Origin of the sequence: Microbispora sp. H10885 (genome assembly GCF_014161415.1) — a bacterium.
GTDB classification, from domain to species: domain Bacteria; phylum Actinomycetota; class Actinomycetes; order Streptosporangiales; family Streptosporangiaceae; genus Microbispora; species Microbispora triticiradicis.
The window spans coordinates 304,693-330,807 of sequence record NZ_JABBWY010000004.1; the positions used below are offsets into that span (position 1 = coordinate 304,693).

Here is a 26,115-nt window from a genome sequence, read left to right on the forward strand (position 1 = left end):
CGTCTCAGGCGTCGCCCGCCGGGTGGCGCGCGGGCGGGCCGCCGCACAGGCGGGTCACGGCGCGGGCGACGGACGCCACGGAGACGTCGGCCATGCAGGCGGGGCCCGCCGGGGACAACGGGCACGCGGCGGTCCACCAGCACGGCTGTTCCGTGATCACGACCGGCCTCCGGTGCGGGCACCCCGGCAGCCCCTGAAGGTCCGCCGCGCGGGTTCCGGCGATGCCGTACCTCTCGGCCCAGGTCGGGCCGAACAGTCCGACCGTGGCGGCGCCGGACGCGGCGGCGAGGCGCAGCGGGCCGGTGTCGCCGCCCACGACCACGGCGCCCCTTCGCGCCGCCGCGGCGAAGCACGCGGCGAGGCCCCGCAGGTCGCATGGCGGCAGCACCGCCACCTCCCGGCGCGGAGGATCGAGCGCCGGACCGCGGGCCGTGGGCGGGTGCTCACGCGGCGCGTGGAGCGCGAGCAGGGGATGGCCCCGGCGGGCCAGCAGCGCGGCGAGTGCCCGCCAGTGCGCGGCGGGCCAGCGCTTCACGTCCATGCCCGCGTCGGTGACCAGCACGACCGGCGGGCGGGCCGCGGCGGGCGGGAGACACCGCCCGACCGTGCTCTCGCCGTCCGCGATCTCGTCCGCCGTCAGCCGCACGACCGGCCGCGTACGGAGGTCGTCCGGCCGCACCAGCCCTTCGGCGAGCAGGATCCGCAGGTACCGCTCGCCGACCGGCTCATCGGCGGGCGGGCGACGCCACAGGTCGGTGACGCACCGGGCGCCCGAGGCGGCGAGGAGATCGGGTATGCCGTCGTAGCGGGTGGTCGTGACGGCCAGGTCCGGGTGGCGATCCGCGAGGGCCTCGGCCACGGCCTCCCGCTCGGCGCCCGCTTCGCTGTGGCGCGGGGTGAGCACCCGGGTGACGGCGGGGTCCTCGCGCAGCAGGGCGGCGCCGGGCTCGTGGGTGAGCACCCGCAGCGACGCCCCGGGGTTGCGGCGGGCCAGGGCGTGCACGGCGGGCAGCACCATGATCAGGTCGCCGATGCCGCCGAGGAGGTCGACGACCAGGATCTCCCGGTACGGCTCACCCATCGCGGCCGGGGAGATGTCGGCGCGGGCCGGCGTACGAGGACCGGAGGCGGTGGGAGAGATCTCCGCGCGGGCCGATCAGGGCTTCGCACAGGGTCCGGAGGCGGTGGGGGAGGTCTGGACGCGGGCCCGTCAGGGTCTCGTAGAGGGCGCGGTGAGCGGTGGCGACCTCCGGCCAGGAGTGGCGGGCGGCGAGCCGCCGGGCGGCCCCGCCCATCCGCCGCCGCAGGTCCGGATCGTCCAGCAGCGCGCCGACGGCACGCGCGACGGCGGCGGCGTCGCGGCGGGCCCGGATCACGGCGACGGCCTCCCCGAGGGGAAGCGCCGGGTCGAGTTCGTCCGGCACGGTGACCGCGACCGGCAGGCCGTGCGCCAGCATCGTCAGCAGCGCGCCGCTCTTGGTCGTGACCCCGGCGGTGAAGGGCAGCACGCCCGCGTCGGCCGCGTGCAGGAGCTCCGACACCCGGGAGGCGGGCAGGTGCCCGGTGAACGTCACCGTGTCCGCCACCCCGTGCCGCGCGGCCAGCGCCTCCAGTTCCGCGCGGAAGGCCCGCGCCTCCGCCTCGGGCAGCGCCTGGGACGTGAAGCCGCCCACGACCAGCAGGCGGAGCCCGGGACGGCCGGTGCGGAGCGCGGGCAGGGCCTCGACCAGCTGACGCACGCCCTTCACCGGGTGGACGAACCCGAAGAACGCGAGCAGCGGGTCGCCGGGCCGCACGCCGAGTTCGCCCCGCACCCGCGCGCGGGCCCGCGCGCCGCCGCCGTGGTCGACCACGTTGGGCGCCAGCGGCACCTCCACCGCCGGTGTCCCGAGGCGGCCGTGGACCTGCCGGGCGTGGGCGGCGTTCGTCACGACCACGAGAGCGCTGGCGGGCACGAGCCGCCCGGTCTCCCGGTCCCACAGGCGGGCCCGCTCCAGCGGCCACCAGACGGCGTCCGGCACCCATGCGGGGGTCGCCCACCAGCCGTACTCGTGCAGGGTCGTCACCAGCGGCGTCCCGGCCGGCAGCAGGGGCGGGAGCAGTCCCGGCAGCCCGGAGAACCGGTAGGCCGAGGGGGCGAACTGCACGTGGACCACGTCGGGGCGCAGCCGCCGCACCCGCCGGGCCGCCGCCAGCGTCGCCGGCAGCCACTGCCGGGGGGAGCGGGCGTCCGGCGTGCCCACCGGCACCCCCACCGCGTCGACTCCGGCCCCGCCCAGCGCGCCGACGAGGCGCTCGACGTAGTCGCCGACGCCGTCGCGGTGCGCGGGCCCGGGACCGTGGACCACGGCCACGCGGATCCCCCTCGCCATGCTCACCTCCCCGGGCGGCGCGTGCCGTCACGGTGCCCGGCGCCTCTCCCCGGCAAACCCCCATCCACGCAGGTCACGGCCGGGTGCCGGATCCGCCGTACGGGTGCGGCGGCATCCCCCGCAGCCACCCATGGCCCCGCTGGAGTGGATTGGGGACCCGCGGGGAAAGTCTCGCCCGAACCCGCTCCAAGGCCGCCTGGGGGTGTTGTGAAGCCGCCCGGCGCCCCGCGGTGAGGCCGATCGGGGCCGTGGACCGCCGATGTGGCTTCCCGGGGGCGGAGGCGGCCCCCCGGCCGATAGCCTGGACGCGTGCCCGACTCGCCGTACGCCGACCTCGATCGGCCCCCGCTGTCCGAGGCCGCGCTGACCAGGGCGCTGGTGCGCCCCGGCTCGCTCTGGTCGTCCGTACGCGTGGTCGAGCGGACCGGTTCCACCAACGCCGACCTCGCCAAGACCGTGCGGGACACCCCCGGCGAGGGCGCCGTGCTGGTCGCGGAGGCGCAGTTCGCGGGCCGTGGACGGCTCGGCCGCCCCTGGAGCGCGCCGCCGCGTTCGGGGCTGACGTTCTCGATGCTGCTGCGGCCGGAGGTGCCGCTCGCCCGGCAGGGCTGGCTGGCCCTGCTGGTGGGCCTCGCCGCCGCCTCGGCCGTACGGCGGATCGCGGAGGTCGACGTACGGCTGAAGTGGCCCAACGACCTCATGATCGGGGAGCGCAAGCTGGCCGGCATCCTGGCCGAGCGGGTGGACCAGGTGATCGTCATCGGCATGGGCCTCAACGTCTCGCTGCGCCGGGAGGAGCTGCCCGTCGAACGGGCCACGTCCCTCGCGGTGGAGAACGCCGCCTGCACCGACCGCGATCCGCTGCTGCGCGCGATCCTGCGGGAGGTCGAGTCGCACTACCGCGACTGGGTGGCGGCGGACGGCGACCCGGACGCCTCGGGCCTGCGCGCGGCCTATCTCGCCTGGTCGGCGACGGTGGGCCAGGACGTGCGGGTCGAACTGCCGGGCGAGCGGGTGATCACGGGCCGGGCCGCCGGCATCGACCCCGCGGGCCACCTGCTCGTCCGCGGCGAGGACGGGGAGCACTCCCTCAGCGCCGGCGACGTCGTCCACGTCAGGCCCGGATCCTCCTAGTGCCCCTCCCGCCGATCTTCGCCCCCGCCGCCCGGGCAATTCTCGGGAGTCGCGGCACTAGCCATGCGAACGCATGCGAACGACCCGGGATCGTGTCACGATTTGCGCCATGGGTCTCCCGGATCACTATCTGGCCGAAGGCGAGCGGGTCGTTCTATCGTTCCATCCGCACTGGAAGCGGCTCATCCTGCCGGTTCTCGCCTTCGTCGTCGTCCTCGCCGCCGCCGTCGCGGCCTTCATCTTCATTCCCGGCGACTACGAGTACGCGGGGCTCGCCCGCGGCGCGGTGGCCGTGGTCGCCTTCGTGGCGCTGGTCCTGTGGACGCTCGTCCCCTACCTGCGCTGGGTGACGACCTCCTACACGCTGACCTCGCACCGCTTCGCCATCAGCACCGGAGTGCTGAACAAGTCGGAGGACGACATCCCGCTGGCCAAGGTCAGCAGCGTGAGCTCCGACCAGCGGTTCGTGGAGCGCATCCTGGGCTGTGGCACGCTCCGGGTCGAGTCGGCCTCGGAGAAGGGCGACATCGACTACCGCGACATCCCCCAGATCCAGCGCGTACGGCACGAGCTGTTCCGGCTGGTGGAGGACGCCGCCGACGGGAACATCGACGGGGACTAGCACGGTGCGGACCACGTGCCGTACGGGGGAGGGAGACGTGGAGACAAGCGGGCGGCCCGGCGCCGACGACATGCGGCGGCTGTTCCTGGGGCCGCCGCCGGTGTACACGCGGCGGCAGGTCGCCGAAGCGGCGGGGATCCCGCAGGACCTCGCCGCCCGGATCTGGCGGGCTCTGGGCTTCGCGACGTTCGCCGACGACGCGGTGGCGTTCACGGACGCCGACCTGGAGGCCCTGTACCGCATCCGCGACCTGCTGGACGCGGAGATGCTCGACGAGCGGTCCGTGATCCGGATGGCCCGCGCGCTCGGCCGCAACACCGCGCGGCTCGCGCAGTGGCAGGCCGAGATCATGGTGGACGCACTGATCGAGCCCGGTGCGCGGGCGGGCGAGGAGCGGCTCCGGCAGGTGATGGACACGGTCAGCCGCCTGCTGCCCGACTTCGAGCGGACGCTGGTGCACGTCTGGCGCTCGCAGCTGGCCGCGACCGCGAGCCGGCTGGTCAGTCTCGCCGAGCCCGGCGAGCCGGGCGGGGACGCCTCCCCGACCCGCCCGAGGCTCGCGGTCGGGTTCGCCGACCTCGTCGCCTTCACCCGGGTGTCCCGGGAGCTGGACGAGCTGGCGCTGGCCGACCTGGTCGAGGGGTTCGAGTCGCGGGCCTCCGACGTGATCGCCGCCCACGACGGGCGGCTGGTGAAGACGCTCGGCGACGAGGTGCTCTTCACGGCCCCGGGCCCGCGCACCGCGGCCCTGATCGCGCTCGACCTGCTCGACGAGCTCAAGCGGGACGCCGAGGGGCCGGACGTGCGGGTCGGGGTGGCGTACGGTCCGGTGCTGCCCGCGATGGGCGACGTCTTCGGCACGACGGTGAACCTGGCGGCGCGGCTCACCGCCATCGCCCGGCCGGGCACGATCCTCGCCGACAGCGAGATGGCGGCCGCGCTCACCGGCGCGGCCGGTGTCGATCTCGTGAAACTGCGCCGCCGCCCCGCACGCGGGCTCGGCGTCGTGGAGCCGTATGTTCTGAGGAGATCCAGCAGAGAGAGTTGAGGTGCGGGGCATGCCGTACGAAGTCCAGGGCGTGGTGGCACGGGGCAAGGGAGAGGCGGTGACACTGGAGACGGTCGTCGTCCCGGACCCGGGGCCCGGCGAGGCGGTCGTGAACGTGCAGGCCTGCGGCGTCTGCCACACCGATCTCCACTACCGCGAGGGCGGCATCAACGACGAGTTCCCGTTCCTGCTGGGCCACGAGGCCGCGGGCGTCGTCGAGGCGGTCGGCGAGGGCGTGACCGAGGTCGCGCCCGGCGACTACGTCATCCTCAACTGGCGGGCGGTCTGCGGGCAGTGCCGGGCGTGCCTGCGGGGCCGGCCGTGGTACTGCTTCAACACCCACAACGCCGTCCAGAAGATGAGCCTGGCCGACGGCACCGTGCTCAGCCCGGCGCTCGGCATCGGGGCGTTCGCGGAGAAGACCCTGGTGGCCGCGGGCCAGTGCACGAAGGTCGACCAGGCGGCCGCCCCGGCCGTCGCCGGTCTCCTCGGCTGCGGCGTGATGGCGGGCCTCGGCGCCGCGATCAACACCGGGGGCGTCACGCGCGGCGACTCGGTGGCGGTGATCGGCTGCGGCGGCGTGGGCAACGCGGCGATCCTCGGGTCGAACCTCGCCGGGGCGCGCACGATCATCGCGGTGGACGTCGACGACCGCAAGCTCGACTGGGCCCGCCGCTTCGGCGCCACCCACACGGTGAACTCGCGGGAGGCCGACGCCGTGGCGGCGATCCGCGACCTGACCGGTGGTTTCGGCGCCGACGTGGTGATCGAGGCGGTGGGCCGCCCGGAGACCTACAAGCAGGCCTTCTACGCCCGCGACCTGGCCGGGACCGTCGTGCTCGTCGGCGTGCCGACGCCCGAGATGACCCTCGAACTCCCCCTGCTCGACGTGTTCGGCCGCGGCGGCGCGCTCAAGTCCTCCTGGTACGGCGACTGCCTGCCCAGCCGCGACTTCCCGATGCTGATCGACCTCTACCTGCAGGGACGGCTCGACCTCGACGGGTTCGTCTCCGAGACCATCGCCCTCGACCAGGTCGAGGAGGCGTTCGGCAAGATGCACCGCGGGGAGGTGCTGCGCTCCGTCGTGGTGCTCTGACCTCTTCGGACGACGCCCGCCTCGGCGACAGGGGCGGCGTTCCGGCCCCCGGGTTCGCGGGTTCGCCGGTCGCCGCCCCTTTCTGTGCGCTGGATCACCGAAGTCTCGGAAAACGCCACGAGGGTCGGCCCGGCGAAGCCGGCGTGCCCCAGAGCGCCAAGCGCTCACCGCTTTCTCCTTTCGCCCACCTGTCGGGCAAGGAGCTGGCACGATGCGAACGTGCGTACGGCTTACAAGGTGCGGGTCTACCCCACCACCGAACAGGCAGCGGTGCTGGACCGTACTTTCGGCTGCGCACGCCTGGTTTGGAACACGGTCCTGGCCTGGCGGAAGGCCCGCTACGCCGAGGGCGTGAAGACCTCGTACGCGCAGACCGACCGGTATCTGACTGAGCTGAAGCGCGACGGCGTCCACGACTTCCTGTACGAGGTGTCCAGCGTTCCGCTGCAGCAGGTGCTGCGCCACCAGTACACGGCGTTCGTGAACTACTTCGCCGGACACGCCAAGCACCCGCGATTCAAGTCCCGCCACGGCCGCCAGTCCGCCACTTACACCCGCTCGGCCTTCCGCTGGCGTGACGGGCGGCTCCACCTGGCGAAGATGGACGGCCCGCTGGAGTTCTTGTGGTCCTGGCCCGGCATCGACCCGGCCACGATCGACTCGGCCACGGTGACCGTCTCCCGCGACCCCGACGGACGCTGGTACGCCTCGCTGGCCGTGGAAACCACGGCAGAGACCGGAGCAGGGCCGCTGCCCGCCACCGGTAGCCATGCCGGGATCGACTTGGGTGTAACAGACTTCGCCGTCCTGTCCACCGGCGAGAAGATTCCCAACCCGCGTCACCTGGAACGGAAAGTTGAAAACCTGGCCCGCTACCAGAGGCGCATGGCCCGGAAACAGCGCGGATCGGCCAACCGGGCCAAGGCCAGGGCGAAGGTCGCCCGCGCCCATGCCAAGGTGCGTGACGCCCGCACCGACTTCCTGCACAAGACCAGCACCCGTCTGGTTCGCGAGCACGAACTGATCGTGATTGAGGATCTCAATGTCAGGGGCATGGTGCGGAACCGATCCCTGGCGCGGGCGATCTCCGATGCCGGATGGGGCGAGTTCCGCCGTCAACTTGAATACAAGTCCGTCCGGTACGGCCGCCAGCTGATCGTGATCGACCGCTGGTATCCGAGCTCGAAGACGTGCAGCGTGTGCGGGCACCTGCTCACCGCGCTGTCCCTATCCACCCGGCACTGGACGTGTCCGGGCTGCGGCACCCGGCACGACCGGGACGTCAACGCCGCCAAGAACATTCTGGCCGCTGGTCGAGCGGTGTCTGCCTGTGGAGCTGACGTAAGCCACTCCGGGTCCTCCCGGATGCGGTCGGCTGTGAAGCAGGAAGCCCGGCCTGTGAGGGTGGGAGTCCCCCGTTCTTAGGCGGGGATGAAGCCAAGTAGGCAAGCCTTACCAAAGTGGGTTATGTTAGGTATGCCTTACCTTGCTGATGATCCCGGAGAGGGCGACCCATGTACGTGTGCATCTGCCGCGCGGTCACCGAGAACGAGGTGCACGACTGCATCGCCGCGGGGGCGCGGACGGCGCGTCAGGTGCGGGACGCCACCGGCGCAGGGGGGGACTGCGCGTCATGCGTCCGGAAGATCTGTGCCATCCTGAAACGGTCAGACGACCTGGTCACCAGCGCATAGATCGAGGTACGCGATGCAGGGCGACAAGGAGATCATCGCGCTGCTCAACGAGCAGCTCACCTCCGAGCTCACCGCCATCAACCAATACTTCCTGCACGCCAAGCTGCAGGAGAACTGGGGATACACCAAGCTCGCCGCCCTGACGAGGGCGGAGTCGATAGACGAGATGCGGCACGCGGAGGAGCTCACCGACCGGATCCTCTTCTTAGAGGGCCTGCCGAACTACCAGAAGCTCAACACCCTCCACATCGGCCAGACCGTGAGGGAGCAGCTCCAGGCCGACCTGGAGCTTGAGGTGGAGGTGGTCAAGCGGCTGCGGCCGGGGATCGCCCTCATGCGGGAGCGGGGGGACATCACCTCCGCCACGTTGTTCGAGCGGATCCTCGCCGACGAGGAGCACCACATCGACTACCTGGAGACCGAGCTCGGCCTCCTGGAGAGTCTGGGCGAGCAGCTCTACCTCCAGCGGTACGCGGAGCCGCCGTCGCCCGCCTGAGGCCGCCCGAAGCCCGGCCGGCGACTCGGCCGAAACTCGCGAATTCAGATGGACAACGCCCGTCGACATCGGTTCGGCGGGCGTTTTTCATGTCGTTATCCGCCTTGATCCGAGGCTGTTCGAATTGGCGGAGAATGCCATGAAAGATCACGGCCCTTCCGTACTGACTATCCCGGATTTATCAGTGTTTGCCCAGGTCAATTGATGAGTCAACGACAAGTCAAACTGCGAGCTGTAGCCGGGAAACGATCGCTTAAGGTCCTACGATCGCACCATGACCTGCGTACTTCTCGCCGAGGATGACACCTCGATATCCGAGCCACTGGCGCGCGCACTGCGCCGGGAGGGCTATCAGGTGGAGGTGAGCCCGGATGGCCCGCAGGCCCTGGAGAGGGCCTTGTCGGGGGGCGTCGACCTGATTGTTCTCGACCTCGGCCTGCCGGAAATGGACGGGCTGGAGGTCGCGCGCCGCATTCGCGCGGAGGGACACGGGACTCCGGTCCTGATCCTCACCGCACGTGTCGACGAAGTCGACACCGTCGTCGGCCTCGACGCGGGGGCCGACGACTACGTGACCAAGCCGTTCCGGCTGGCGGAGTTGCTCGCCCGCGTGCGGGCGCTGCTCCGGCGCGGAACGTCCGAGACCCCGGTGGTGCAGGGCGTCCGCATCGACGCCGATTCCCGCCGGGCCTGGATGGGGGACAAGGAGCTGCATCTCACCACCAAGGAGTTCGACCTGCTGCGCGTGCTCGTACGGGACGCCGGCAAGGTCGTCACCCGCGAGCAGATCATGCGCGAGGTGTGGGACACCAACTGGTGGGGTTCGACCAAGACACTGGACATGCACATCTCCTGGCTGCGCCGGAAGCTGGGCGACGACGCGGCCAAGCCGCGCTACATCACCACCGTTCGTGGGGTCGGCTTCCGCTTCGAGCGCGAGTAGCGGCCGTGGGGCGGTTTCGGGGGAGGAGCTAGCCGCATGCGCCGGCGCCTGCTTGCCTCCATGCTGCTCGTCGCGGTGATCGCGGTCCTGCTGTTAGGCGTGCCCCTGGGCGTGGTCGTCGTACGGCTGATCAACGACGAGGCCGCCCAGGAGCTGCATGCGGAGGCGAACCGGCTGCTGATCGGGGTGGAGTATTCCGTCAGCCAGCAGCAGCCGATCAGTCCGGAGCAACTCGCACGGAACTACCCGGACAGATACCTCCAGGTGTACGTCCGCGGGAACCCGCCGATCATCGTCGGCACGCCTCCGCCGGAGGCCCGTGACCTGACCGAGGAGGCTCGCTCCGAGAACGGTTACGTGCGTGTCAGCCGCGACTCGGCCCAGGTCCAGCGGGAGACCCGGGCGCGGCTGGTGCTGATCATCGCGCTCGCGATCGCGGCGCTCGGCGCCGCGATCGCCCTGGCCACCGTGACCTCGCGCCGCCTGAGCCTGCCGCTCCAAGATCTCACCAGGATCGCGGAGCGGCTCGGCTCGGGCGACGCGAGGCCCAGCAGGCACCGCTACGGTGTTCCGGAGCTCGACCTCGTGGCGGAGGTGCTGGACCGCAGCGCGCTGCGGATCTCCGACCTGCTCGCCCGCGAGCGCGAGTTCGCCACCGACGCCTCCCACCAGCTGCGTACGCCGCTGACCGGGCTGACCATGCGCCTGGAGGAGATCGTCGCCGCGGCCGGGCAGCCCGAGGTGGTCCGCGAGGAGGGCGAGGCCGCCATTGTGCAGGTCGAGCGGCTGACGGCGGTCATCGACGAGTTGCTGGCCGCGGCCCGCAGGCAGCGCCACGCCCAGGCCGGACCGCTCGACGTGGACGACGTGGTGGGCCAGCAGATCGTCGAGTGGGAGCCCGCGTTCCGCCGGGCACATCGGTCGCTGGTGCTGGCGGGGGACCGCGGCCTGCACGCACTCGGCACGACGGGCGGGCTCAGCCAGGTGCTGGCCACCCTGCTGGAGAACTCCCTGAAGCACGGCGGCGGCGTGCTGACGATCAACACGTCGAGTACGGGCAAGTCCGTGGTGATCGAGGTGGGCGACGAGGGTCCGGGTATCCCCGAGGCCCTCGGCCAGCGCGTCTTCGAGCGGAACGTGAGCGGCAGTGGTGGCACCGGCCTGGGGCTGACCCTCGCCCGGGCTCTCGTCGCCGCGGACGGCGGCCGGCTCGAACTCGTCAAGCGCCGCCCGGCGACCTTCGCCATCTTCCTGCGTCACGACCGCGACAACGACCGTCGCCGCGTGGTCTCCGGCCCGGCCTGACCGCGTCCGTACGCCTGGAGCGCGGGGCGGCTCCGGGCCGCGCTCTGAGCCGGAGCGGTGTGAAGCCGAGGACGGCGGACCCGGCCGGCCTGCGGCAGGCCGAGGTGCGGCGGGTCGAGCTGGAGAAGGGGAGACCGGTCAGCGGGCGGTGATCGGGTCGGGCTGCGCCGGGACGTCCGCCTTGACGGCCGCTCTCGCTCCCGCCTTCGCCCGGGCCTTCCTGCCGGTCTTCGCTCCGGACTTCTGCGGGCCGGTCTTCTCGGCTGCGGTCTTCTGGGGGCCGGTCTTCTGAGAGTCGGCCTTCGTGCCGGATGCGACCAGTGCCGCCCCGACGCCCACGGCGGGTCCTTCGCTCTCGACCGGCTCCGGGACCGCGAGGAACACCCACTTCTTGTACGACCAGAAGCGGAACAACGTGCCGATGACCACGCCGATGATCTGGGCGACGTTGTAGCTCAGCAGGTCGTGCATGCCGAGCGTGTAGGTCCGGAATCCGATGGTGATCATCGGGGGGATCAGCGCGATGCCGTTGAGCAGGAAGAAGAGGATGTACTCCCGCCTCAGGCCGCTCTGCTGGCGATGCCGGTAGGTCCAGAAGCGGTTGCCCGCGTAGGCGAAGGTGGTGGCGACGACCGTGGAGATGACCTTGGATTTCATCGGGCCGACGTCGAGGCCGAAGGTCAGCAGGTTGGCGCCGAAGAAGTCGATGACGAACGCGATCGCGCCCACCGCTCCGAACTTGATCAACTCATGGATGAGCGTGGCGAACCGCTCGTAGGCGCGTCGTAGAAACTGCACGTCCCGCTCGGTCCTTCCTGATCTGCGGCCTGGTCGGCGGCGAGGTCCTCTCAGGCTACCCGCCGGTGGCACAAACAAGGGTAGTAGCACAACCTCTCCCCGCTCCGCCGCAGGTCGCCGAAGAACATTTCATGGAAAATCCCGTCATCTGGTATTTGACGGCACTCTTCGCACTACGCTCTCGCCCCACTGGATCACTTCACGCGGGGCGTGCCGTTGTGGAGAGGGGGCCTTCAACGTGGTTCGTCGTACCTTCGGGGCTCGGCTGCCGAGCCGCGTCCTCCGCCGCCTCCTGCCTGCGGTCCTGCTCGCGGCCCTGCTCGCGGGGTGCGGAACCGAGGGCGCCCGGCAGACCCCGGCCGATCCCGGGGAGTCCTCCCCGGCGACGGTCGAGATCGCCCGGGCCGACGCCGAGGCGGCCTTCGGCGGGCTCGGCGACCTCGCCGCGGCCTGGAAGGACGGCGACTGCGCCGGGATCGAGCGGTTCACGACGTGGGCGGAGAAGACGATCGGGAGCCGTGTCTGCGCGGCGGGCCGAAAGGATCGCTCCGCGCCCGGCCTCGGCACGTACGGGGATCCGGAGTTCCTGATCCCCGCGCATGAGGACGGCGAGGACGACCCCTGGTTCGCCGTCCTGGCCCGCAAGCCCACCCCGGCCTACTTCGTCTTCGTACGCACGGACGGCGCGTGGCGGCTCGGCGCCGGGCCGATCCCGCTCGCGGGCGACGCGCCCGAGGCGGCGGGCGAGATCGTGGACGCCGCCTGGGTCGGGGCTCGGCTCGTGTCCACCCGGCACGTCGCCTTCCTGACCGATCCCGCGGGGGTGAGCGGGGTCCGCTTCGTCTCCGGCGACCCCATGCGCGACCTGCTCGGCGAACTGGTCCGGGCTCCCGGCAGGGTCCGTCCCGACCGCCTGTCCACCGACGTACGCATCGAGGGGCCGGCCCGCGCGCTGGCCCTGCCGGACGGCGGGGCCCTGGTGTTCCACGCGCTGCGCCTCGTCTTCACCCAGAAGCCCGGCCCGGGGCGCTCCTCCCTCACCCATCGGCGGTACGGCGCGTCCGACGTGCGCGCCTTCACCGGCGGCGCGCCGAAGACCGTGACGGGTGCGGAGATCGTGCTGCTCGCCACCAGGGTGGCCGGGGACAACAGGATGAGGACCGTGGGCATGCGCCGGGTCCTGGCCGACATCACCGAGGGCTCCGGCTGACGGAGCGGGCCGGCGGCGCGGACTGATCGGGCGGGCTGACGCCTGGGCCGTGGCGGGCTTACGCGCGGGCAATAGGTAGGCTGACCTGTCGTGAACAGCCCGAAGGATTCCCCTTCCCGGCCCGTGGCAGACCCTGTTGCGAGCCCCGTCGTAGGCATGGTCGGCGCGGGTCAGCTCGCCCGGATGACCCAGCAGGCCGCGATCGCGCTCGGCATCGAGTTGCGCGTGCTGGCGAACGCCCGCGACGAGAGCGCCGCCAAGGTCATCGTGGACACCCATCTGGGCGACTACCGCGACCTCGCCGACCTGCGGGAGTTCGCCAAGGGGTGCGACGCCGTCACCTTCGACCACGAGCACGTGCCGACCGGGCACATCCGGGCCCTGGCCGCCGACGGGCACGCCGTACACCCCGGCGCCGACGCGCTCGTCCACGCGCAGGACAAGGCGGTGATGCGCGAGCGGCTCACCGCGATCGGCGCGCCCTGTCCCGCCTGGGCCCGCGTCGACGACCTGGCCGGCGTCGAGGCGTTCGCCGCGGAGCACGGCTGGCCGGTGGTGCTGAAGGCGGTCCGCGGCGGGTACGACGGCCGGGGCGTGTGGGTCTGCTCGTCTCCGGAAGAGGCGCGAGCGGCGCTCGGCACCGGCGTGGACCTGATGGCCGAGGCGTTCGTCCCGTTCGAGCGGGAGATCGCCGTGCTGGTCGCCCGGTCGCCGCACGGCCAGGGCGTCAGCTACCCCGTCGTGGAGACGGTCCAGCAGGACGGGATCTGCGTCGAGGTCATCGCCCCCGCGCCGGGCCTCGGCGAGGAGGAGGCGGCGTACGCCCAGCGCGTCGCGCTCACCATCGCGCGCGACCTCGGCGTGACCGGGCTCCTCGCGGTCGAGATGTTCGTCACGAAGACCGGCCTCGTGGTCAACGAGCTGGCCATGCGCCCGCACAACAGCGGCCACTGGACGATCGAGGGCGCGCGTACGTCCCAGTTCGAGCAGCACCTGCGGGCCGTGCTGAACCTGCCGCTCGGGTCGCCGTCGATGACCGCGCCGGTCGTCGTCATGGCCAACCTGCTCGGCGGGCCCGACCCGGACGTGTACTCCCGGTACGAGCACGTGCTGGCCAACGACCCGGGTATCAAGATCCATTTCTATGGCAAGGACGTGCGGCCCGGCCGCAAGATCGGGCACGTCACGGCCCTCGGCACCGACCTCGACGAGGTGCGGGCCCGTGCCCACCACGCCGTCACCTGTCTGAGAGGACCCGTGGATGCCTGACGTCGGGATCGTCATGGGGAGCGACTCGGACTGGCCGGTGATGCGCCTGGCCGCCGAGGCGGTCGCCGAGTTCGGCGTGTCCTTCGAGGCCGACGTGGTCTCCGCGCACCGGATGCCGGCCGAGATGATCGAGTACGGCTCCCGCGCGGCCGGGCGCGGACTGAAGGTGATCATCGCCGGGGCGGGCGGCGCCGCCCACCTGCCGGGGATGCTGGCCTCCGTCACCCCGCTGCCGGTGATCGGCGTCCCGGTGCCGCTCAAGTATCTCGACGGGATGGACTCGCTGCTGTCGATCGTCCAGATGCCGGCCGGGGTGCCCGTGGCGACCGTCGCCGTCGGCGGCGCCCGGAACGCGGGACTGCTCGCCGTACGGATCCTGGCCGCGGCCGACGAGGGACTGCGGCGGCGGATGGAGGAGTTCCAGGCCGCCCTGCGCGACCAGGCGCACGCCAAGGGCGAGCGCCTCCGCGCCGAGGCCGCCGCCCTTCACGGAGAGTCCGACCTCACACGGAAAGCCTGACCCCACACAGGGAGTCTGACCCTGTGCGGGGAGCCTGACGCTGTACGGGGAGCGTGACGCTGTACGGGGAGCGTGATCAGGGGCGGCCGAGCGCCCGGTAGTCCCAGCCCGCGCCCCGCCACGTCTCCGCGTCGAGGGCGTTGCGGCCGTCGACGATGACCCGGGCGGCGACGACCGCCCCCAGGTCCTCGGGGTCGAGCGCGACGAACTCCCGCCACTCGGTGAGCAGCAGCACGGCCTCGGCTCCGCTCGCGGCCTCCAGGGCCGACCCGGCGTACCCGAGGTGGGGATGGGCGGCCCGCGCGTTGGCCAGGGCCGCGGGGTCGTAGAGCGTCACCAGCCCGCCCTGCTCGGCGATCTTCACCGCGACGTACAGGGCGGGCGAGTCGCGGATGTCGTCGGAGTCGGGCTTGAAGGCCGCGCCCAGCACCGCCACCCTCCGGCCGTCGAACGAGCCGCCGAGGGCCTCAGCGGCGAGGCCGACCATCCGGGCGCGGCGCCGCAGGTTGATCTCGTCGACCTCCCGCAGGAAGGCGAGCGCGTGGCCGGCGCCCAGTTCGTCCGCCCGGGCGGTGAACGCCCTGATGTCCTTGGGCAGGCATCCGCCGCCGAAGCCGAGGCCGGGGTTGAGGTACCTGCCGCCGATCCGGTCGTCGTACGACAAGGCCGCCGACAACTGCGTGACGTCGCCGCCGGCGGCCTCGCAGACCTCCGCCATCGCGTTGATGAACGAGATCTTGGTGGCCAGGAACGCGTTCGCGGCCGACTTGACCAGTTCGGCCGTGGGGAAGTCGGTCACCACGATCGGCACCTCGCCGAGCGGGGCGTAGACGTCCCGCAGGATCTTCTCGGCCCGTTCGGAGGTCACTCCGAGCACGATCCGGTCCGGCTTGAGGGTGTCCTGCACGGCGAAGCCCTCGCGCAGGAACTCGGGGTTCCAGGCCAGCTCGGCCTGTGTGCCGGCGGGCGCGAGCCGTACGAGCTTCTCGGCCAGGCGCTCGGCGGTGCCGACGGGGACCGTCGACTTGCCCACGACCAGGCACTCGCGGTCCAGGTGGGGGGCCAGCGACTCGACGACCGCGTCGAGATAGGAGACGTCGGCGGCGCGCTCGCCCTTCTTCTGCGGCGTGCCCACGCAGACGAAGTGGACGTCGCCGAACTTCGCGACCTCCTCATAGGAGGTGGTGAAGCGCAGCCTGCCCGAGTCGAGGTTGCGGCGCAGGACCTCCTCGAGCCCGGGCTCGTGGATCGGCAGCTCGCCGCGCCGCAGTCGTTCGATCTTGCTCTCGTCCACGTCCAGACCGAGCACCTCGAAGCCCAGCTCCGCCATGCAGGCCGCGTGCGTGGCACCCAGGTAGCCGGTCCCCAGCACGGTGAGGCGGTACGGCACGGCAGGCTCCCCTCTTGCCGACTCTTCGTGATCTGGCATGGTACCGGCCCTGTCATCTGCCCGAGCAGCCACCTGGGCAAACCGCGGCCTTGGCCCCAACGGTACGGCCAAATGCCCAGGTGGTCGATGCGTCCCGGGCGCTTCGGGCATTACGGCCCCTGTCAGGGCACACTGTCAGGAAGGCTGTTGTACCGACTGGTAACTTTCCAGTCGGACGTCCTAGTATCGGCGTCATGAGCTTCCCTCTCTATGCCCCCGCCGAGGAGCACGAGATGCTCCGGGAGACCGTCCGGGCCCTCGCCGACGAGAAGATCGCCCCGCGAGCCGCGGCGGCGGACGAGAACGAGGAGTTCCCCTGGGAGGTCTACAAGGACCTCGTCGCGGCCGACCTCCAGGCCGTGCACATCCCCGAGGCGTACGGCGGCGCGGGGGCCGACGCCCTGGCCACCGTGATCGTGATCGAGGAGGTCGCCCGCGCCTGCGCCTCGTCCTCCCTGATCCCTGCCGTCAACAAGCTGGGCACCGTGCCGCTGCTGCTGTCTGCGTCCGAGGACCTCAAGCAGCGCTACCTGCGGCCGGTCGCGGCCGGGGAGGCGATGTTCTCCTACGCCCTGTCGGAGCCGGAGGCCGGCTCCGACGCCGCCGCGATGAAGACCAGGGCCGAGCGCGACGGCGACCACTACGTGCTCAACGGCACCAAGATGTGGATCACCAATGCGGGCGTGTCGGAGTACTACACGGTCATGGCCGTGACCCACCCGTCGGCCGGCGCCCGCGGCATCTCCGCGTTCGTGGTCGAGAAGGACGACGAGGGCGTCTCGTTCGGGCCGAAGGAGAAGAAGCTGGGTATCAAGGGCTCGCCCACGCGCCAGGTCATCCTGGAGAACGTGCGGATCCCCGAGTCCCGGATGATCGGCGAGCCGGGCACCGGCTTCAAGACCGCCCTCGCCACCCTGGACCACACCCGCATCACCATCGCCGCGCAGGCGCTCGGCATCGCCCAGGGCGCGCTGGACCACGCGATCGGGTACGTCAAGGAGCGCAAGCAGTTCGGCAAGCGGATCGCCGACTTCCAGGGCCTGCAGTTCATGGTCGCCGACATGGCGATGAAGCTGGAGGCCGCCCGCCAGCTCACCTACGCCGCCGCGGCCAAGTCGGAACTGGCCATGAACGGCACGCCGGTCAAGGACCTCACGTTCTTCTCCAGCGCCGCCAAGTGCGCCGCCTCCGACGCCGCCATGGAGATCACCACCGACGCCGTCCAGCTCCTCGGCGGGTACGGCTACACCCGCGACTTCCCCGTCGAGCGCATGATGCGCGACGCGAAGATCACCCAGATCTACGAGGGCACCAACCAGATCCAGCGCATGGTCATGGCCCGCCAGCTCCTCAAGTAACCCCTGATTCGTGACGGCTCCGCCTTCCTCCTCCGGGCGGTGGTGGAAGATTTCTCCGGGGCCGTGTCGATCCGCGGGCCGCTCGTTCGACGTAGGGGTGCGAGGGCCGAGAGGCGGCCCCGCCGGACGAGGAGAACGCGATGTCGAAGTACCTGTTGATCATGCGGGGCACCGACGAGTCGAACGCGGCCATGATGGCCGACATCGAGGAGTTGATGGCCAGGACCCACCGCTTCATCGAGGAGACGGTCAAGGCCGGCGTTCTCCTCGCGGCGGAAGGGCTGGACGATCCGGCCCAGGGCGTCGTGGTCGACTTCAGCGGCGAGACCCCGGTGGTCACGGACAGGCCGTACGGCGAGACCAAGGAACTGTTCGGGGGTTTCTTCCTGCTCGACGTCGCCTCGAAAGAGGAGGCGGTCGAGTGGGCCAAGCGGGTCCCAGCGGCCCCCGGGTCGAAGATCGAGGTCCGGCGGGTGCCCGGGAGCGACGAGGTCCCGCAGGTCGACGAGTGATCAACGAGAGCAGGGGCCGGATCTGATGGGTACGGCCGATGTCGAGGCCGTCTGGCGGATCGAGTCGGCGCGGATCGTCGCCGCGCTGACCCGGTTCACCGGCGATTTCGGGCTGGCCGAGGACGCGGCCCAGGAGGCGGTGGCCGAGGCGCTGGTGTCGTGGCCGCTCGCCGCTCCGGCGAATCCGGCCGGCTGGCTCATGGCCACGGCCCGGCGGCGGGCGATCGACGCGATCCGCCGCCGGACCGCCCTCCAGGACCGATACGCCCTGCTGGCGGCCGACTCGGCGGCTGAATCAGCGGTTGACGAGGAGATCGATCCCGACAGGATCGATGACGACGTGCTGGCGCTGATGTTCGTCAGCTGCCACCCGGTGCTCTCCCCGGAGGCCCGGGTGGCGCTGACCCTGCGCGTGGTCGGCGGCCTGTCCAGCGAGGAGATCGCCCGCGCGTTCCTCGTACCCGTGCCAACCGTGCAGGCCCGCATCACCCGGGGCAAGAAGACGATCGCGGCGGCCGGGGTGCCGTTCGAGCTGCCGCCGGCCGCCGAGCGCCGGGAGCGGCTGGGCGGCGTGCTCAGCGTCCTCTACGTGATCTTCACCGAGGGGTCGACGGCCACGTCGGGCGACCGGCTGCTGCGCCCCGACGTCGCGTACGAGGCGATCCGGCTCGCCCGCACCCTGGCCGCGCTGCAGCCGGACGAGCCGGAGGTGCACGGACTGCTGGCGTTGTGCGAGCTGACGGCCGCGCGTTTCCCGGCCCGGACCGGCCCGGACGGTTCGCCGGTCCTGCTCGACGAGCAGGACCGGCGGCGGTGGGACTTCTCGGCGATCCGCCGTGGGCTGGCCGCGCTGGCCAAGGCGTCGGCTCGCGGCCTCGGCCCCTACGGACTGCAGGCCGCGATCGCCGCCGTCCACGCGTCGGCGCCCTCGGTGGAGGCGACCGACTGGGACCGGATCGTGGTGCTCTACGAGGCACTCGGCCGGGTCGCACCCTCGCCGGTGGTCGAGCTCAACCGGGCTGTCGCCGTCGCCATGGCCTCGGGCCCGGCGCAGGCTCTGGCCATCGTGGACGAGCTGATCGCCTCGGACCGGCTCCCCGGTTCGCATCTGGTCCCGACCGTACGCGGTGAGCTGCTGGCCCGGCTCGGACGGCGACCGGAAGCGCGCGCCGAACTGGAGCTGGCCGCCCGGCTGTGCGCCAACCAGCGCGAACGCTCGGTGCTGCTGCGCAAGGCGGCCTCGCTGGGCTGACTTCTCCGGGCTGACCGCTCCGGCTCCGCCGTCCGGTCCGGTGCTCTCGCGCCTTCAGGTGAGCGGACCCGGAGGTGGCACTTGTCCGCGGCGTACGGCTGTCGCCGCCACGAGGGCGAGGGCGGCGTATCCGCAGGTGACGGCCAAGCCCGCCCATGGCGGGAGCGGGTAGTAGCCTCCGAGCAGTGAAGGGATCACGTCCACGTGGGCGAAGGTGGGGACGCTCTGCGTGATCGCGAACCCGGCGGCCGGGGTGATCGTCAGCAGCCATGACGGCAGGCCCACGGTGGCCAGCAGGTAGGGCACGACGATCAGCGCGACGGCCAGCCCGACGGCGACGACGGTCCGTCTGACCAGCGCGGCGAGGCCCAGAGCCAGTACGGCGGCGGCCGCGGTCAGCGCCGCGTAGCCGACGATCACCCGGAGTTCGGTGCTCAGGGGGATCGGCTGGACCGGGTTCTGGTGGGCACGCAGTATCGCCAGGCCGACGGGGACCACGACCCCCGAGGCCACCAGCCCCGCCGCGAACGCGACCGCGCCGACCACGACGGCTTTGGCCGCCAGCGGCCGCGCCGGCTGCGGCAGGGTCCTGACCTGAGCGCGCCGGTGCTCCGCCGTGAGGAACGTGACCGCCGCCACGAGCACCGGGATCAGTCCCAGGGCCCCGCCGGTCAGCATGAGGTCGGCGCGTACGCCGCCCTCCATCGTGGCGGGCCCGATGTCGCCGCCCCCGGTCACGACGAACGTGCCGCCCGACTCGACGGCCCCGCCCGGGTGGTGCGGCGTCCTGCCGTCGGCCTCCATGATGGCGCCGACGTCGTCGCGGCGCCACGGACCGTCGGCGCCCTGCAATGTGATCTGGTCGAAGGTGGCGGTGGCCTGGGCGAAGGCCTCTGCCGTCTTCCACAGCACCCCTGGCGAGGTCGCGAACAGCCCGATCTCGACCGTCTCGGGCAGTCCGGTCAGCGTGACCGTGCCGACCTCGGTCCACGTCCTGCCGTCGTCCGACTCGTAGCCGGTGACGGTCTCGCCCGACCTGGTCAGTCGCAGCCACCGCGGGCCGTCGTGAGGATCACCGGCCACGTCGTGGGTGTAGTCGTACTGCATCCGTACGCCGTGCTCTCCGGTGAGCATCACGGCGGCGTATGGTGTGCCCTGCGTGAGGCTCTGCCTGACCAGGAGCCCGGCCTTCGCCCACGGCACGGCCCCCTCCTTGACGTTGCGCACCCCGGGGACGGCGTCCGGCATCCGCATCTGCCCGGTCAGGTCCGACACCCGGGCGGTGAGGGCGCCGTTCCCCTTGAGCGGCTGGTGCACGAAGTAGTACTTGTCGCTGACCGCCGTGCCGTCGGGGCCCACCAGAGGCGCGGGGCAGGGGCCCTCGCCCTTCCCGGTCACGCACGTGCTGCGGACGCCCCCGGCGATCAGCAGTCCGAGCGACACGGTGACCAGCACGGAGGCCGCCATGGCGAGCACCCAGCCGCGCCTGGTGCGGAACCTGCTCCACTCCGCGTGCAGCGCCCCGGGAAAACCGTCCTGCCGGCCGAGCCGGCGAGGCTTCAGTGGATTCATGGCGACGGTTGTACGGGGCACCCGGTTCCAGCCGGGTCGCGGCCGCCGCGACCCGGCTGCGACCGGGGAACTGGCATCGTGGAGACATGGCACCTCGACCCGGCCGCCCCGCCCGCCCGACGGCCGGCGGTGAGCGGCGGTGAGGGTCCTCGTCGTCGAAGACTTCGAGGTCCTCGCCCGCTCCATCGGAACCGGACTGCGCCGCGAGGGCATGGCCGTCGACGTCGTCCTGGACGGAACCGCCGCCATCGACCGCCTGGCCGTCACCCGCTACGACGTGGTGATCCTCGACCGCGACCTGCCCGGTGTCCACGGGGACGAGATCTGCCGGCGACTCGCCAACAGTCGCTGCGAGACCCGCGTACTGATGCTCACCGCCTCCGGCACGATCGAGGACCGCGTCGACGGGCTCGGCCTCGGCGCCGACGACTACCTGCCCAAGCCGTTCGCGTTCGCGGAACTGGTCGCCCGCGTCCGCGCCCTGGCCCGCCGCGCCACCCCGCCGCTGCCGCCCACCCTGGCGTGCGGCGACATCACCCTCGATCCCGCCCGCCGTGTCGCGTCCCGGGCGGGCCGGCGCCTCGACCTGAGCCCCAGGGAGTTCGCCCTGCTCGAATGCCTGCTCGCCGTACCCGGCCTGGTCATCTCCGCCGAGGAACTGCTCGAACGCGTGTGGGACGAGGCCGCCGACCCCTTCAGCAGCGCCGTCAAGCACACCATGCACCGGTTGAGGGTCAAACTCGGCGACCCGCCTGTGATCGAGACCATCCGCGAAGGCGGCTACCGCATCGGGCCGGCATGACCTCCCGGAAACTCGCCAGAAGGTCCCTGCGGAAGAGGCTCGCACTCGTCTACGCGGCGGGCGTCTACGCCGCGGGAGTCCTGGTGCTCGTCTTCGTCGACCTCCCGCTCGCCGGCATCCAGGAGACCAGGCCAGCGGGCCTGCCCGAACCGAGCACCGTCACCGAGACGGAGTCCGGGATCGGCCTGCCCCAACTCCTCACCGGGTCCGCCGTCGCCCTGGTCGTCCTGGTTCCCGTCGCCCTGGCCCTCGGCTGGTACGTCGCCGGCCGGTTCCTGGACCCGCTGCGCGCCATCACCGCCACGGCTCAAGTCATCTCCGCAGGGAACCTCCACCGGCGCCTGGACCTCGGCGAGCCCACGGACGAGCTGACCGAACTCGGTCACACCCTGGACGACCTGTTCGCCCGGCTCGAAGCCTCCTTCGACGCCCAGCGCCACTTCGTCGCCAACGCCTCCCACGAGTTGCGCACCCCTCTCGCCGGCCTGCGCACCCTCCTCGAAGTCGCCCTCGCCGACCCCGACGCCGACGCCGGCACCCTGCGCTCGGCCTGCCAGGAGGCCCTCGCTCTGGGCGGATACCAGGAGCGGCTCGTCGAAGCGCTGCTCGCCCTGGCCACCAGCGAGCGCGGCGTCACCCGTTGGGACACCCTCGACCTCGCCGACGTCGCCGGAGGAGTGCTCGCCTCCCGTCGTGACCAGGCGACGCGGAGAGGCGTCGACCTCACCAGCCACCTGACGCCCGCGGTGACGGCCGGAGACCCGGGACTGCTCGAAAGCCTCGTCGCCAACCTCGTCGACAACGCCATCCGCCACAACCACGCAGGCGGGCACGTGAAGGTCACGACGCGGACCTCCGGCACGCAGGTGGCCCTCACGGTCGTCAACAGCGGGCCGGTCGTCCCCGAGGACCAGATCCAGCGACTTTTCCAACCCTTCCAGAAACTGGCGCCCGAACGGCACGGCCGCGACGGGTACGGCCTCGGCCTCGCCATCGTCAGCGCCGTCACCCAGGCTCACCACGCCACCCTGGCCGCCCGCGCACGCCCCGAAGGAGGCCTGTCCATCACCGTGCGGTTCACGCACGGTTCTCCTCCAAGCCAGGGACAATGAGGGCGCCGGACCGGTGAAGGAGGGCGGGGACGACGCCGGACCGGCCCGCTTGTGACCCGCGCTTCCGCGACCCGGACACGACGAGGGAACGATGACCTGGGAACAGCACGCCGCACGGCTCGCCGCCGACGTCACCCGGCCCGCCTCGCGCTGGCGCGGTCCGGTGGCCACCACGCCGCGCCAGTTGTTCGTCCCGAGATGGTGGGAACACCGCGGCGGACTCTGGACGCTGCGGGACGGGCCGGCCGACGAGCGGGAATGGCTGAAGGCGGCCTTCTCCGACGTGTCGCTCGTGACCCGGGTCGGGTCGTCACACGCCGACCATGCCACGGGCGAGGATCACCCGGCCGGACTGCCGACGTCGTCCTCGACTCTGCCCGGCCTGGCCGTGCGCATGTACCAGCACGCCGACATCCAGGACGGCGTCGACGTGCTCGACGTCGGTGTCGGCTCCGGGTACGGCGCCGCGTTGCTCACCCGGCGGCTCGGCGATCGGCACGTGACGAGCGTGGACCTGGACGCCTACCTGACCGAGGCCGCGACCGAGCGGCTCGACAGGATCGGCCTGCACCCGCGGGTCGTCACCTGTGACGCCACCGGGCCCCTGCCGGGGACGTTCGACCGCATCGCGGCCATGGTGTCCGTACGGCCGGTCCCGGCGAGCTGGCTGGCGGCGCTGCGTCCCGGTGGGCGCCTCGTCACGACGATCGCGAACACGATGATCATCATCGTCGCGGACAGGACCGGCGACGGCGGCGCCTTCGGGCGGGTGCAGTGGGATCGGGCGGGGTTCATGACGACCCGGCACGGCGAGGACTATCCGCCCGGGCTCAGCGCCAGGTTCGAGGAGATCCGCGACCAGGACGGCGAGGACGTCGGACGCGGCCGGTACCCGATGGTCGAGGTGATCGAGGCGTGGGAGCTCCGGTCGATGCTGGAGGTGACCGCTCCGGGCGTCTCGCACTGGTTCGAGGCGGGTGACGACGGCCGGCGGACGGCGTGGATGGTCCACGCGGACGGCTCCTGGGCGCGTGCCGAGGGCGTGCGCGACGAGGCCCCGCTCGTCCACCAGGGCGGGCCGCGGCGTCTTTGGGACATTCTCGACCAGATCCGCCATCAGTGGCTCGTCGACGGCAGCCTGCCCCTGTACGGGGCATGGGTCACCATCAGCCCTGACGGCGCGATCCGGCTGGAGCGCGGGCGGTGGCAGGCCACCATCGCCTGACCGGCCGCCCCACTCCGGGCGGATGAAGGGTTCGGGGTCCGTTACAGTCCTTGTGCACCATGACAATCACGGCACAGGACCTCAACCGCGCCACGCTCGCCCGGCAACTGCTGCTGCGGCGGGAGCCGGTCGGCGTCGTCGACGCGGTCCGGCGCGTGGTCGCGCTACAGGCGCAGCAGCCCGCCTCACCGTACATCGCGTTGTGGAACCGGCTCGCCGCCTTCGACCCGGCCGACCTCGACGTGGCGTTCGCCGGGCGGGCGCTGGTCAAGGCGACGCTGATGCGGATCACGCTGCACGTGGTGCACGCCGACGACCACCCGACCATGCACACGGCCATGCAGCCGACGCTGCGCGGCGCGAGGCTCGGCGACCGCCGCTTCACGGAGAGCGGTCTCGGGGCCGCCGAGGCCGACGCGCTCCTCCCGGATCTGCTGGAGTTCGCGGATCGCCCCCGCACCAACGCCGAGGTCCAGGCCTGGCTCGCCGAACGGCTCGCCGTCCCGCCGCAAGGGGTGTGGTGGGCGGTGCGGTCGTTCGCGCCGCTGCTGCACGTTCCGATGGGCGGGCCGTGGTCGTTCGGCCCACGGCCGTCGTACATCGCGTCGGGGACGCCGCCGGCGCCGTACGACAGGGACCTGTCCGACAAGTACCTGCAGACGCTGGTCACCCGCTACCTGGAGGGCTTCGGTCCCGCGTCGGTGGCGGATGTGGCGCAGTTCGCCCTGGTGCAGCGGTCCAGGGTGCGCGGCGCGCTGGGTGCCCTCTCCGCCGTACTGGAGCGGGTGGAGGGGCCCGGCGGCGCGGAGTTGTACGACGTGCCGGGCGCGCCGCGGCCCGCCGCGGACACCCCCGCCCCTCCCCGGCTGATGGCCATGTGGGACAGCGTCCTGCTGGCGTACGCCGACCGGAGCCGCGTCCTCCCGCCGGAGTACCGCAGGCTCGTGATCCGGACGAACGGTGACGTGCTGCCGACGCTGCTGGTCGACGGGTACGTCGCGGGGGTGTGGCGCCAGGTCGAGGGCGGAATCGAGGCGACCGCCTTCCACCCGTTGCCGGCCGAGGCGTGGGAGGGGCTCGCCGAGGAGGCCCGGGCGCTGGTGGCGCTGCTGACCGGCCGGGACACCCGGCTCTACCGCGCCTACGACCGCTGGTGGGCCGACCTGCCCGCCGCAGAGGTGCGGGTTCTCCCCGGCTGAACCATCTCTTGCTTTCTGCATCCGAACGTCCGTGACGGTGTGCGAAGATGCCGGAATGCCGTACCGGGTACTCCTGGCCGCGGTCGTGACCGCCGCCCCACTCACGATCACTCCCCATGCCGAGGCCGCAGCGGCCAAGCCGGTGATCCGCTACGCCGGGCTCGGTTCCTGCCTGCAGAGCGACGGCGGCCGGCACGCGTGCGGGCCGTTGAAGCTGTGGCTGAGCAACGGACGCGTCGTCGCGCTCCCGGGCGCGCGCAGGACGGTGGGCGACGACGAGTACGTCGCCGCCGCCGTCGTCGCGGTCTCCCAGGACGGCGCCCAGGCGGCGTACTTCGGCGGGAAGGACGGCGTGCTCACGATCTGGACGGCCGCCACCGGCAGGGCGCGCGAGATCCCCCGGGTGACCTGGCCGGACGACCTCCAGATGAACGCGCTGACTCTCTCTCCGGGCGGGCGGTACGTCAGCATGCGCGGCGTCGACGCCTCCGAATGGGAGGTCGACCGGGTCGCCGACACGACCACCGGGAAGGTCTTCACCCTGCCCAGGGGATACCAGACCTGGGACTTCGGCCCCGACGGCAGACGGATGATGGCGGGGAACAACCGTACGGCGGTGCTCTACTCGACCGGCACGTGGTCGGTGAAGCTGCGGCGCTCCGTCTACATGCGGGGCGACCTCGGCCCCGACGGCGTCACCGTGGCCGCCACCAAGTGGACGAAGACCGGCAAGTCCGTCCGGAACATGGTCGTCACCCGCAACCTCGCCACCGGCAAGAAGAGCACGATCACCATCCGGCTCCGTACGGGGGAGGACGCTCTGCGGGCGCGCTGGGACAAGGCCGGTCACATCGACGTCCTGACCCGCTCCGACCGCCGGGTCGGCGGCGAGGAGCGCAGGCTCCACACCTGGTACCGGTTGAACCGCACGACGCACCGGTTGACGCGGATCGACTCCTTCGTGATCCCGTCCTCCGTGGGAGGCTACGTCCTCCCCACCTGACGGCCGGCACCGGACCATGTCCTCGCGGGTCCGGGCCATCGGTGGTCCCACGCGTCCCCGGGGTTTCTCCGCTCCCGCTGATGACGATAAGAACGGGCAATCCTCACCGTGGCATTGCCGGGTCATGCGGTGGCTTTACCCGCG

General features: G+C 72.1%; 25 protein-coding genes. 20 read left to right on the forward strand and 5 right to left on the reverse strand.

Translation table 11 applies throughout. From position 1 onward, the window contains the following. Positions 1 to 4: 4 nt before the first annotated feature. Both HHX37_RS12635 and HHX37_RS12640 read right to left on the reverse strand, forming a co-directional pair. Positions 5 to 1,081 (reverse strand): glycosyltransferase family 9 protein, encoded by a 1,077-nt coding sequence (locus tag HHX37_RS12635; protein ID WP_182885494.1) that lies wholly within the window; start codon positions 1,079 to 1,081, stop codon positions 5 to 7. Beyond that, entirely contained in the window at positions 1,074 to 2,372 is a 1,299-nt protein-coding gene (locus HHX37_RS12640; protein ID WP_182885495.1) for a glycosyltransferase family 4 protein, read from the reverse strand. Before HHX37_RS12640 ends, HHX37_RS12635 begins: the two co-directional genes overlap by 8 nt. A 309-nt stretch (positions 2,373 to 2,681) precedes the next feature. On the opposite strand from HHX37_RS12640, the gene HHX37_RS12645 reads away from it, so the two are divergent. The 9 genes from HHX37_RS12645 to HHX37_RS12685 all read left to right on the forward strand — a co-directional run bounded on the left by HHX37_RS12645 (position 2,682) and on the right by HHX37_RS12685 (position 10,710). Next, the gene (locus tag HHX37_RS12645; RefSeq protein ID WP_182885496.1) at positions 2,682 to 3,506 is read left to right on the forward strand and encodes a biotin--[acetyl-CoA-carboxylase] ligase; all 825 of its coding nucleotides are present in this window, start codon (positions 2,682 to 2,684) and stop codon (positions 3,504 to 3,506) included. 109 nt (positions 3,507 to 3,615) lie between these two features. Further along, positions 3,616 to 4,128 (forward strand): PH domain-containing protein, encoded by a 513-nt coding sequence (locus HHX37_RS12650; RefSeq protein WP_111698262.1) that lies wholly within the window; start codon positions 3,616 to 3,618, stop codon positions 4,126 to 4,128. A gap of 37 nt (positions 4,129 to 4,165) precedes the next feature. Next, positions 4,166 to 5,176, forward strand: a complete 1,011-nt coding sequence (locus HHX37_RS12655) for an adenylate/guanylate cyclase domain-containing protein (protein WP_310737960.1) — start codon at positions 4,166 to 4,168, stop codon at positions 5,174 to 5,176. A gap of 10 nt (positions 5,177 to 5,186) precedes the next feature. Further along, positions 5,187 to 6,272, forward strand: coding sequence for an S-(hydroxymethyl)mycothiol dehydrogenase (locus HHX37_RS12660; protein WP_111698454.1), 1,086 nt, complete (start codon positions 5,187 to 5,189; stop codon positions 6,270 to 6,272). A gap of 219 nt (positions 6,273 to 6,491) precedes the next feature. Then, complete coding sequence (locus tag HHX37_RS12665) at positions 6,492 to 7,697, forward strand: RNA-guided endonuclease InsQ/TnpB family protein (RefSeq protein ID WP_182885671.1); 1,206 nt, start codon at positions 6,492 to 6,494, stop codon at positions 7,695 to 7,697. A gap of 89 nt (positions 7,698 to 7,786) precedes the next feature. After that, positions 7,787 to 7,966, forward strand: a complete 180-nt coding sequence (locus tag HHX37_RS12670; RefSeq protein WP_111698258.1) for a (2Fe-2S)-binding protein — start codon at positions 7,787 to 7,789, stop codon at positions 7,964 to 7,966. Between the two features lie 13 nt (positions 7,967 to 7,979). Beyond that, complete coding sequence (bfr, locus tag HHX37_RS12675) at positions 7,980 to 8,462, forward strand: bacterioferritin (RefSeq protein ID WP_111698256.1); 483 nt, start codon at positions 7,980 to 7,982, stop codon at positions 8,460 to 8,462. 274 nt (positions 8,463 to 8,736) lie between these two features. Further along, positions 8,737 to 9,405, forward strand: coding sequence for a response regulator transcription factor (locus tag HHX37_RS12680; protein WP_030451323.1), 669 nt, complete (start codon positions 8,737 to 8,739; stop codon positions 9,403 to 9,405). 36 nt (positions 9,406 to 9,441) lie between these two features. After that, a complete protein-coding gene (locus HHX37_RS12685) occupies positions 9,442 to 10,710 on the forward strand; it encodes a HAMP domain-containing histidine kinase (RefSeq protein ID WP_182879737.1) in 1,269 nt (422 codons plus the stop codon). 138 nt (positions 10,711 to 10,848) lie between these two features. Here HHX37_RS12685 and HHX37_RS12690 read toward each other — a convergent pair whose 3' ends face one another. Continuing rightward, entirely contained in the window at positions 10,849 to 11,508 is a 660-nt protein-coding gene (locus tag HHX37_RS12690; protein WP_182885497.1) for a GtrA family protein, read from the reverse strand. A 238-nt stretch (positions 11,509 to 11,746) separates the two neighbouring features. Here HHX37_RS12690 and HHX37_RS12695 point away from each other — a divergent pair, with 238 nt between their 5' ends. The 3 genes from HHX37_RS12695 (at position 11,747) to purE (ending at position 14,507) form a co-directional block, all read left to right on the forward strand. Then, positions 11,747 to 12,718 (forward strand): hypothetical protein, encoded by a 972-nt coding sequence (locus HHX37_RS12695; RefSeq protein WP_182885498.1) that lies wholly within the window; start codon positions 11,747 to 11,749, stop codon positions 12,716 to 12,718. A 123-nt stretch (positions 12,719 to 12,841) separates the two neighbouring features. Further along, positions 12,842 to 13,987, forward strand: a complete 1,146-nt coding sequence (locus HHX37_RS12700; RefSeq protein WP_182885499.1) for a 5-(carboxyamino)imidazole ribonucleotide synthase — start codon at positions 12,842 to 12,844, stop codon at positions 13,985 to 13,987. Next, on the forward strand, positions 13,980 to 14,507 hold the full coding sequence (gene purE / locus HHX37_RS12705) for a 5-(carboxyamino)imidazole ribonucleotide mutase (protein ID WP_182885500.1): 528 nt from the start codon (positions 13,980 to 13,982) through the stop codon (positions 14,505 to 14,507). Before HHX37_RS12700 ends, purE begins: the two co-directional genes overlap by 8 nt. A gap of 76 nt (positions 14,508 to 14,583) precedes the next feature. Here the strand turns inward: purE and HHX37_RS12710 are convergent, their stop codons facing one another. Then, complete coding sequence (locus HHX37_RS12710) at positions 14,584 to 15,897, reverse strand: UDP-glucose dehydrogenase family protein (RefSeq protein ID WP_182885501.1); 1,314 nt, start codon at positions 15,895 to 15,897, stop codon at positions 14,584 to 14,586. A gap of 233 nt (positions 15,898 to 16,130) precedes the next feature. Here HHX37_RS12710 and HHX37_RS12715 point away from each other — a divergent pair, with 233 nt between their 5' ends. From HHX37_RS12715 to HHX37_RS12725, 3 genes are all read left to right on the forward strand, one after another. Then, on the forward strand, positions 16,131 to 17,294 hold the full coding sequence (locus tag HHX37_RS12715) for an acyl-CoA dehydrogenase family protein (protein ID WP_111698244.1): 1,164 nt from the start codon (positions 16,131 to 16,133) through the stop codon (positions 17,292 to 17,294). A 140-nt stretch (positions 17,295 to 17,434) separates the two neighbouring features. After that, a complete protein-coding gene (locus HHX37_RS12720; RefSeq protein ID WP_182885502.1) occupies positions 17,435 to 17,806 on the forward strand; it encodes a YciI family protein in 372 nt (123 codons plus the stop codon). Positions 17,807 to 17,831: 25 nt separating this feature from the next. Beyond that, positions 17,832 to 19,058: an RNA polymerase sigma factor gene (locus HHX37_RS12725; protein WP_182885503.1), complete on the forward strand. Its 1,227-nt coding sequence runs from the start codon at positions 17,832 to 17,834 to the stop codon at positions 19,056 to 19,058. 54 nt (positions 19,059 to 19,112) lie between these two features. Here the strand turns inward: HHX37_RS12725 and HHX37_RS12730 are convergent, their stop codons facing one another. Then, positions 19,113 to 20,630, reverse strand: a complete 1,518-nt coding sequence (locus HHX37_RS12730) for a hypothetical protein (protein ID WP_182885504.1) — start codon at positions 20,628 to 20,630, stop codon at positions 19,113 to 19,115. A 139-nt stretch (positions 20,631 to 20,769) separates the two neighbouring features. Here HHX37_RS12730 and HHX37_RS12735 point away from each other — a divergent pair, with 139 nt between their 5' ends. From HHX37_RS12735 to HHX37_RS12755, 5 genes are all read left to right on the forward strand, one after another. Beyond that, entirely contained in the window at positions 20,770 to 21,432 is a 663-nt protein-coding gene (locus tag HHX37_RS12735) for a response regulator transcription factor (RefSeq protein ID WP_182885505.1), read from the forward strand. Next, the gene (locus tag HHX37_RS12740) at positions 21,429 to 22,544 is read left to right on the forward strand and encodes a sensor histidine kinase (RefSeq protein WP_182885506.1); all 1,116 of its coding nucleotides are present in this window, start codon (positions 21,429 to 21,431) and stop codon (positions 22,542 to 22,544) included. The genes HHX37_RS12735 and HHX37_RS12740 overlap by 4 nt, the downstream gene beginning before the upstream one ends. A 91-nt stretch (positions 22,545 to 22,635) precedes the next feature. After that, positions 22,636 to 23,769, forward strand: coding sequence for a methyltransferase domain-containing protein (locus HHX37_RS12745; RefSeq protein WP_182885507.1), 1,134 nt, complete (start codon positions 22,636 to 22,638; stop codon positions 23,767 to 23,769). Between the two features lie 59 nt (positions 23,770 to 23,828). Further along, a complete protein-coding gene (locus HHX37_RS12750; protein WP_182885508.1) occupies positions 23,829 to 24,968 on the forward strand; it encodes a winged helix DNA-binding domain-containing protein in 1,140 nt (379 codons plus the stop codon). Between the two features lie 55 nt (positions 24,969 to 25,023). Next, entirely contained in the window at positions 25,024 to 25,971 is a 948-nt protein-coding gene (locus tag HHX37_RS12755; RefSeq protein WP_182879750.1) for a hypothetical protein, read from the forward strand. Positions 25,972 to 26,115 lie beyond the last annotated feature (144 nt).

Coding starts and splice junctions, on each gene's coding strand:
- HHX37_RS12635 (WP_182885494.1), bottom strand. CDS start 1,081: ATGGGTGAGCCGTACCGGGAGATCCTGGTCGTCGACCTCCTCGGCGGC.
- HHX37_RS12640 (WP_182885495.1), bottom strand. CDS start 2,372: ATGGCGAGGGGGATCCGCGTGGCCGTGGTCCACGGTCCCGGGCCCGCG.
- HHX37_RS12650 (WP_111698262.1), top strand. CDS start 3,616: ATGGGTCTCCCGGATCACTATCTGGCCGAAGGCGAGCGGGTCGTTCTA.
- HHX37_RS12660 (WP_111698454.1), top strand. CDS start 5,187: ATGCCGTACGAAGTCCAGGGCGTGGTGGCACGGGGCAAGGGAGAGGCG.
- HHX37_RS12670 (WP_111698258.1), top strand. CDS start 7,787: ATGTACGTGTGCATCTGCCGCGCGGTCACCGAGAACGAGGTGCACGAC.
- bfr (WP_111698256.1), top strand. CDS start 7,980: ATGCAGGGCGACAAGGAGATCATCGCGCTGCTCAACGAGCAGCTCACC.
- HHX37_RS12680 (WP_030451323.1), top strand. CDS start 8,737: ATGACCTGCGTACTTCTCGCCGAGGATGACACCTCGATATCCGAGCCA.
- HHX37_RS12685 (WP_182879737.1), top strand. CDS start 9,442: ATGCGCCGGCGCCTGCTTGCCTCCATGCTGCTCGTCGCGGTGATCGCG.
- purE (WP_182885500.1), top strand. CDS start 13,980: ATGCCTGACGTCGGGATCGTCATGGGGAGCGACTCGGACTGGCCGGTG.
- HHX37_RS12715 (WP_111698244.1), top strand. CDS start 16,131: ATGAGCTTCCCTCTCTATGCCCCCGCCGAGGAGCACGAGATGCTCCGG.
- HHX37_RS12720 (WP_182885502.1), top strand. CDS start 17,435: ATGTCGAAGTACCTGTTGATCATGCGGGGCACCGACGAGTCGAACGCG.
- HHX37_RS12725 (WP_182885503.1), top strand. CDS start 17,832: ATGGGTACGGCCGATGTCGAGGCCGTCTGGCGGATCGAGTCGGCGCGG.
- HHX37_RS12730 (WP_182885504.1), bottom strand. CDS start 20,630: ATGAATCCACTGAAGCCTCGCCGGCTCGGCCGGCAGGACGGTTTTCCC.
- HHX37_RS12740 (WP_182885506.1), top strand. CDS start 21,429: ATGACCTCCCGGAAACTCGCCAGAAGGTCCCTGCGGAAGAGGCTCGCA.
- HHX37_RS12745 (WP_182885507.1), top strand. CDS start 22,636: ATGACCTGGGAACAGCACGCCGCACGGCTCGCCGCCGACGTCACCCGG.
- HHX37_RS12750 (WP_182885508.1), top strand. CDS start 23,829: ATGACAATCACGGCACAGGACCTCAACCGCGCCACGCTCGCCCGGCAA.
- HHX37_RS12755 (WP_182879750.1), top strand. CDS start 25,024: ATGCCGTACCGGGTACTCCTGGCCGCGGTCGTGACCGCCGCCCCACTC.